Source organism: Rhizobacter sp. (assembly GCF_035702065.1).
Lineage (GTDB): Bacteria > Pseudomonadota > Gammaproteobacteria > Burkholderiales > Burkholderiaceae_C > Rhizobacter.
In genome coordinates, this window is the sequence record NZ_DASSRA010000493.1 from 1 (window position 1) to 6,631 (window position 6,631).

Annotated in this window: 6 protein-coding genes and 1 pseudogene; 3 read left to right on the top strand and 4 right to left on the bottom strand. The window is 69.4% G+C overall.

The genetic code is table 11. The features are described from left to right. Together VFL64_RS22035 and VFL64_RS22040 are read right to left on the bottom strand one after the other, a co-directional pair. Window positions 1-682: circularly permuted type 2 ATP-grasp protein (locus tag VFL64_RS22035; protein WP_489542536.1), on the bottom strand; the 682-nt coding region annotated here is incomplete at its 3' end. Window positions 683-754: 72 nt separating this feature from the next. Then, a complete protein-coding gene (locus tag VFL64_RS22040) occupies window positions 755-3,127 on the bottom strand; it encodes a DNA internalization-related competence protein ComEC/Rec2 (RefSeq protein ID WP_489542537.1) in 2,373 nt (790 codons plus the stop codon). An 82-nt stretch (window positions 3,128-3,209) separates the two neighbouring features. Between VFL64_RS22040 and VFL64_RS22045 the strand changes: the two genes are divergently transcribed. The 3 genes from VFL64_RS22045 (at window position 3,210) to VFL64_RS22055 (ending at window position 4,568) form a co-directional block, all read left to right on the top strand. Next, window positions 3,210-3,665, top strand: coding sequence for a RidA family protein (locus tag VFL64_RS22045; protein WP_489542538.1), 456 nt, complete (start codon window positions 3,210-3,212; stop codon window positions 3,663-3,665). Next, the gene (locus VFL64_RS22050) at window positions 3,662-4,132 is read left to right on the top strand and encodes a disulfide bond formation protein B (protein ID WP_489542539.1); all 471 of its coding nucleotides are present in this window, start codon (window positions 3,662-3,664) and stop codon (window positions 4,130-4,132) included. Before VFL64_RS22045 ends, VFL64_RS22050 begins: the two co-directional genes overlap by 4 nt. Window positions 4,133-4,211: 79 nt before the next feature. Beyond that, window positions 4,212-4,568, top strand: a complete 357-nt coding sequence (locus VFL64_RS22055; protein WP_489542540.1) for a hypothetical protein — start codon at window positions 4,212-4,214, stop codon at window positions 4,566-4,568. Window positions 4,569-4,574: 6 nt separating this feature from the next. Here the strand turns inward: VFL64_RS22055 and VFL64_RS22060 are convergent, their stop codons facing one another. Both VFL64_RS22060 and VFL64_RS22065 read right to left on the bottom strand, forming a co-directional pair. Next, the gene (locus VFL64_RS22060; protein WP_489542541.1) at window positions 4,575-6,185 is read right to left on the bottom strand and encodes an MFS transporter; all 1,611 of its coding nucleotides are present in this window, start codon (window positions 6,183-6,185) and stop codon (window positions 4,575-4,577) included. 123 nt (window positions 6,186-6,308) lie between these two features. Further along, window positions 6,309-6,631: pseudogene (locus VFL64_RS22065) on the bottom strand (DNA topoisomerase IV subunit A); the annotation flags it as partial.

Below are 6,631 nucleotides of genomic sequence, written 5' to 3' on the forward strand. Positions count from 1 at the left end.
CCGTCGGGTCGTTGACCGAAGCGGGCGCCACGCCGCGCAGCGTTTCCAGCAGCAGGTCGGGGTAATGCGCGACCGGCGCGACGCGGTGCTGGCTGAAGAGCTCGGGGAAGAGCCGCATCATCATCTTGCGGTTCTCGAGCATGTAGCTCACGCCGCTGGGCACGCGCAGGTTGTCTTCGAGCACGTAGTAGCTGCCGCTGCCATCGGGGTTGGCGGCGCGCACGATGTCGATGCCGCTGATGTGCGAGTACACGCCGCCGGGCACGTCGACGCCCATCATCTCGGGGCGGAACTGCGCGTTCTTGAAGATCTGGTCGGCCGGCACGATGCCCGCGCGGATGATCTCCTGCTCGTGGTACACGTCGTGGATGAAGCGGTTGAGCGCCGTCACGCGCTGCGTGAGGCCCTTCTCCATCTCGCTCCATTCCGACGCGGGGATCACGCGCGGGATCAGGTCGAAGGGGATCAGGCGCTCGGTGCCCGAGCCGTCTTCGTCCTTGGCGCCGTAGACGGCGAAGGTGATGCCGACGCGGCGGAAGATCATCTCCGCCTCTTCGCGGCGGGAGTGCATCACATCGCGCGGCTGCTGCGAGAGCCAACGGTCATAGACACGGTAATGGTCACGCACGCTGGTGCTGGTGGCCTGCATCTCGTCGAAGCTGTTCTTCAATGGCACCTTCATCTGCAAGTCTCCTTCAGGGCAGATTAGCAAATTCCAGGCCAATTGCGCACCACCGAGGGGCGGCACGGCCGGTTATTCGTTGGCCACCTGATGGTGCCAATAGCGCCGGGAGATGTCTCGCTCGCACAGGCCCTGCATGGCCTCGCCCTCGGCAGGCCAGACCCAGGCGCCGCAGGCCGGGCTGGTGTGGACAGCCGCGCCGTGCCCTCGGAGCCGGGCCAGCACCTCGGGCACCGGGTGGCCGAAGCGGTTCTTGTAGCCGGCCTGGATGAGCGCGATCTGCGGCTGCACGGCATCGACGAAGGCGCTGGTCGACGAGGTGCGACTGCCGTGGTGCGGCACCAGCAGCAGATCGGCACGCAAGGCGTCGCGCTGGGTGCCCAGCAGGTCGGCCTCCTGCTGGCGCTCGATGTCGCCGGTGAGCAAGGCCGTGCGCTGTGCGCCGCTCACCTTCAGCACGCACGACATGGCGTTGGACTTGAGCGTGCGCTCGTAGTCGCCCGGCTGCGGGTGCAGCACCTCGAAGCGCACGCCGTCCCATTGCCAGGACTGGCCGGCCTCGCAGCGCACAGGGGCGGGGTGCTGGGTTCGCAGCGGGTGGCCTGTCTCCAGCGAACTCAGCAACTCTCCGACCGGCAGGTTCTTCAGCAGCACGGCGGCGCCGCCCACGTGGTCGAGGTCGCGGTGGCTCAGCACGAGCTTGTCGATGCGCGTCTCGCCACGGGCGCGCAGCAGGGGCAGCAGCACGCGCTGGCCGGCATCACTGTCACGCGAGTACTGCGGCCCGGCGTCGTAGACCAGCAGGTGGCTGTGCGTGCGTACCAGCACCGCCGTGCCCTGCCCCACGTCGGCTGCGAGCAACTCGAAGCGGCCTTCGGCCGGCAGGTCACGCACCGGCAGCAGCAGAGGCAGCACCAGCGGCACCGACAGCAGGCGCAAGCGCCACGGCAGTGGCAGCACCGCCAGCGCCGCCGCGCACAAGCCGGCCGCCTGCGCCCACCACGGCGCCACGGGCGCGAGCCACACCGCGCCGGGCAGTTGATCCAGCAGCACCAGGCCATGAGCAAGCACCTCCTCGACCGCCGCGCCCAGCTTCCACAGTGGCGAGAACAGCACACCCAGCAGGGCCAGCGGCGTGAGCACCAGCGTGACCAGCGGGATCGCCACCAGGTTGGCCCCAAAGCCCACCAGCGACACCTGCTGGAAGAACACCAGCGTCAGCGGCGTCAGCCCCACGGTGGCGATCACCTGCGTGCGCAGCCCGCCGCGAACGGCCACTGCGATGCGGCGCCACCACCCCGATGGCGTGGTGGTTTGCTCGGCGTGCCGCGCCGGCTCCGAGGCCATCAGCAAGCCCACCGCCACGAACGACAGCCAGAACCCGGGCTGCAGCAGCGCCCACGGGTCGAGCGCACTCACCGTGACGGCGGCGGCCAGCAGCACCAGCGGCCAGGGCCAGCGCCTGCCGGCGAGTTGCAGCAGCGTCACCGCGGCCAGCATCCACACCGTGCGCTGTGCCGGCACGCCCCAGCCGGAGAAGAGCGCGTAGCCCGCCGCGGCCATCAGCCCGCCCCAGCGCCCGGCCGCATGCGCCGGCAGCCACAGCATGGCGCGTGCGCTGCGCCGCCAGGCCGCCACCACCACCCAACCGGCAAGCCAGGCGAACATGGTCACGTGCAGGCCGCTGATGCTCATCAGGTGGGCCACGCCGGTGTTGCGAAAGAGTTGCCAGTCATCGCGCTCGATGGCCGACTGGTCGCCCACGGCCAGCGCGGCCAGCACGCCGGCCGCGCGCGGCTCGTTCACCGTGGCGTAGATGTCGTCGCGCACGCGCTGGCGCAGGCGGTCGATGGCATGGCCGGCCGAGGGGTCCAGCAGCTGGGCAGCCGCCGGGTCTCGCACATAGCCCGTGGCCCGCAGCCCTTGCTCGAAGAGGGTCAGCTCGTAATCGAACCCATCGGGGTTCAGGTTGCCGTGCGGCTGGCGCAACCTGACCGTGAATCGCCAGCGCTGGCCCGCGCGCAGGCTTTGCTGCGGCCCGCTGAGCGCGGCGTCTTCGTGCCAGCCGGCGTACCAGCCGAGCGCCACGTGCGGCGGCAGCGTCACCGCCTCGCCTTGCAGGTGGGCCTCTTCGATGTCGAACCGAAATCGGATGCCCGAAGGCGACGATTGCGGCAGGCTCGCGACCACGCCCACCACCTGGATGTCCGGCCCTTCCAGCGTGGGCGGCAAGGCCTCGGCCAGCCTCTCGCTCGCGCGCCAGCCTGCTGCCCCGACGCCGAGTGCCGTCGCCGCGACGAGCGACAGCACCCACAGCCGCTGCCAGCGCCATGCGCCCACGCCGCACGCGAGTCCACCCGCCAGACACAGCCAGTAGGCCCACAGCGGCATGAGGTTGCGCTCCTGCAGTTGCAGCGCCACCCCGAGCAGCCAAGCCAAACCCATGCCAGCCAAGTGCCAACCTTGGTCTTTTCTCCCCATTCGCGCAGTGTAGGATTTGCGCCTCTCTGCTCGACCGGTGCCTGTGATGTCTGTCTACGAACGTTTGAAATCTCTCGGCATCGAACTGCCGCCCGTGGCCATCCCGGCCGCCGCCTACGTGCCCTTCGTGCGCACCGGCAAGCTGGTCTTCCTCTCGGGCCACATCGCCAAACGCGATGGCAAGCCCTGGGTCGGACAACTCGGCCGCGACACCGACACCGCCACCGGCAAGCAGGCCGCGCGCGCCGTGGCCATCGACCTGCTGGGCACGCTGCACGCGGCGGTGGGCGACCTGAACAAGGTGGAACGCATCGTCAAGGTGATGAGCCTTGTCAACAGCACGCCCGACTTCACCGAGCAGCACCTGGTGACCAACGGCTGCTCCGAACTGATCGGCGAGGTGTTTGGGCCTAAGGGCGCGCACGCCCGCAGCGCCTTCGGCGTGGCGCAGATCCCGCTCGGCGCCTGCGTCGAGATCGAATTGATCGCCGAAGTCCAATGACGGCGGCCCTCCTCAAGCGGCCCGGGCTGCTGCTCGCCGCCGCGGCCCTGTTGAGCGTGGCCGCCGTCGGTGCGGCGCTGGTGTCGCAGCACGTCTACGGCATGGAACCTTGCCCCTGGTGCATCCTGCAGCGGCTGATCTTCCTGGTGATTGCGCTGGTGTGCCTGGTCGGCTTCATGTCCACGCGCATCGCCGGTGGTCTGGTACTGCTGCTCTCGCTGAGCGGCGTGGCTGCGGCCCTGTGGCAGCACTTCAAGGCGGCCGCCTCGTCGTCGTGCGCGATGACGGTGGCCGACAACATCGTGATGGCGCTCAAGCTCGACAGCCTCTGGCCCGACGTCTTCCTGCCCCGCGCGAGCTGCGCCGACGCGGCGGTGTCGATGTGGGGCATCCCCTACGACTTCTACAGCCTGACGCTGTTCGTCGTGCTCGCGGCCACCGGCTGGTGGGTGATGCGCCGGCGCTGACCGGCCGTCCCGGTCATTCTGGTATTCGCGCGGCCGGCGCAGTAAGCTCATCGCAGTTTGGCCATCAAGGAGCGCGACCATGATGTGGCACTGGAACTCGCTGTGGGCACCGGCACCCGGGGATCCGCCCGCGATCGATGATCCCAAGCTGTGGCGCTCGCCCTGGAGCGCCGAACAGGTGATCGCCCTGCAGGCGCGCAGCTGGGAGGCAGCGCTCGCCGCTTCGCACTCGTGGTGGAGCATGCTGCTGCCGGCCTTCCCGATCGTGCCGAGCTGGACGGACCCGGGCTGGGTCGTGCCCAAGGCCGAACCCGCTGCCAACGTAGGCATCGAGCCGCTGGCGGCCAAGCCGGTCGAAGCCCCGCGCAAGGCCACCGCCCCGCGCAAGCGCTCGGCGGCGCCCACGCGCCATTCGGTGCAGGCGCGCAAGCGCTGAAGCGCGTCAGCCCATCGCCTCGGCGATGGACCGCGAGATCTTCGGTGGCTCCGCCCCGATGTGCAGTGCCAGGCGGCGGCTGCGCAAGGCCACGTCGTACTCGGTGACGCGGTCGAAGCGCCGCAGGTGCTCAACCCACGACTCGTCGAGCATCTGCTCCAGGTAGCGCCCCGGCACCGACACGTCGCGGAACACCTCGCACGACAGCGCGCCCTGGCGCAGCCGGCTGCTGCGGGTCTCGCGCATCACGGCCTGGAATTCCTCGGCGCGTGCGGGGTCGATGAAGTACTCGATGGTGGTCAGGATCGGCCCCTGGTGGCCCTCGATGGCCTCGGGCGTAACCGGTGCCTTCCAGGCCTGCGAGGGCGTGAGGTCTTCGTGCTCGGAGTCGCGGCGCGGGCTGAAGCGGCACACTGCGAGCACGAGCACCACGCCGCCCACCGCCGCGATGACGAGGCTGGTCTGCACGTCGGTGAAGGTGGCCACCTGGCCCCACACGGCCGCGCCGATGCCGCCCCCGCCCATCAGCGCCATCTGGTAGATCGACATGCCGCGCGCACGCACCCAGTTGGGCAGTGCCATCTGGGCCGACACCGCCAGCGAGTTGGCCACCGAGATGATGGCCATGCCGTTGAGCATCATGGCCGGCGCGGCCACGTACACGTTGGGCGCGAAGGCCACCGCCAGCATGGAGATGGCTTGCAGGATGGCCCCGTTGCGCAGCAGCGCATCGCCTTCCATCAGCCGGCGGATGCGCGACATGCCCAGCGCCGCCACCACCGCCCCGCTGCCCATCGACACCAGCAGCAGCGTGAAGGTACCGGCCCCGCCGCCGTGCATGTGCTTGGCCACCAGCGGCAGCAGCGAGGTGAGCGCAATCGCCTGAAGGAAGAAGGCGGTGATGCGCAGCAGGATGGCCCGCATGGCCGCGGACTCGCGCACATAGCGCACGCCCACGCGGATGGCCCCAAAGAAGCGCTCGGCCGGCAAGGCGCTGACCTTGGGCTCGGTGCGCCAGCGCATGATCACGAAACCGCAGATGACCGACAGCACGGCGTTGAGCGCAAACACGTAGGCGCTGCCCAAGCCCGCGATCAGCGCGCCGGCCAGGATGGGGCCGAAGATGCGCGAGGTGTTCATCGCGATGCCGTTCAGCGCCAGCGCAGCCGGCAATTGCGCCCTGGGGATCAGCTCGGGGATCACCGCCGAGAACACCGGCCAGCGCATCGCGAGGCCGATGCCGTTTGCGAAGGTGAGCAGCAGGAGCAAGGGCGCCACCATCTGGCCGCTCAACGTCACCACGCACATCAGCACGCCCACCGTGGCCACCCAGAACTGCGTGAAGATGAAGTACTTGCGGCGGTCGAGGATGTCAGCCAGTGCACCGCTGGGCATGCCCAGAAAGAACACCGGCAACGTGGAGGCCGACTGCACCAGCGCCACCAGCACCGGCGAGGTGGTGAGCGAGGTCATCATCCACGCGGCCGCCACGTCGTTCATCCACATGCAGATGTTGGCGGTGAGCCAGCAGGCCCACAGCATGCGGAACACGGGCTGGCGCAGGGGCGCCCAGGGTGACTCGGGCCGGGGTGATGCGCCGACGGAAGACTCAGTCACAGCGTTGTCTCCTGCTCGAACATCACCGTCCGCTCAGCCTGAGGTATCGAAGGCCCGCGCAGGCCGTGCCAGGCTTCGATACCTCAGCCCGAACGGGTGGTGGCGTGCGAGTCGCCAACACCGCTACCCCAGCGCCAGCACCCGCTGAGGTTTCATGCCGGCATCCAGCACCTTGCCCTTGCGCGCCCGCTTGCCCGCGTACACCGCCAGCGCGGCGCCCTTGATGTCTTCTTCTTTCGGCTTGCCACCACGGCCGAGGCCCAGCACCTTGATCGCATTGGCGCAGGTGGTGGCCGAGACCAGCGGATCCTTGGCGTCCACTTCCATCAGCGTGAGGCCGCGTCCGCCCTTGGGCTGTAGCTTGAGCTCGTCGAGCTTGAACACCAGCAGGCGGCCACTCAGCGAGAGACAGGCGACCTGCCCATGCGTGGGCGCAATAGGCACCG

Coding starts and splice junctions, on each gene's coding strand:
- VFL64_RS22050 (WP_489542539.1), top strand. CDS start 3,662: ATGACGGCGGCCCTCCTCAAGCGGCCCGGGCTGCTGCTCGCCGCCGCG.
- VFL64_RS22040 (WP_489542537.1), bottom strand. CDS start 3,127: ATGGGTTTGGCTTGGCTGCTCGGGGTGGCGCTGCAACTGCAGGAGCGC.
- VFL64_RS22055 (WP_489542540.1), top strand. CDS start 4,212: ATGATGTGGCACTGGAACTCGCTGTGGGCACCGGCACCCGGGGATCCG.
- VFL64_RS22045 (WP_489542538.1), top strand. CDS start 3,210: ATGTCTGTCTACGAACGTTTGAAATCTCTCGGCATCGAACTGCCGCCC.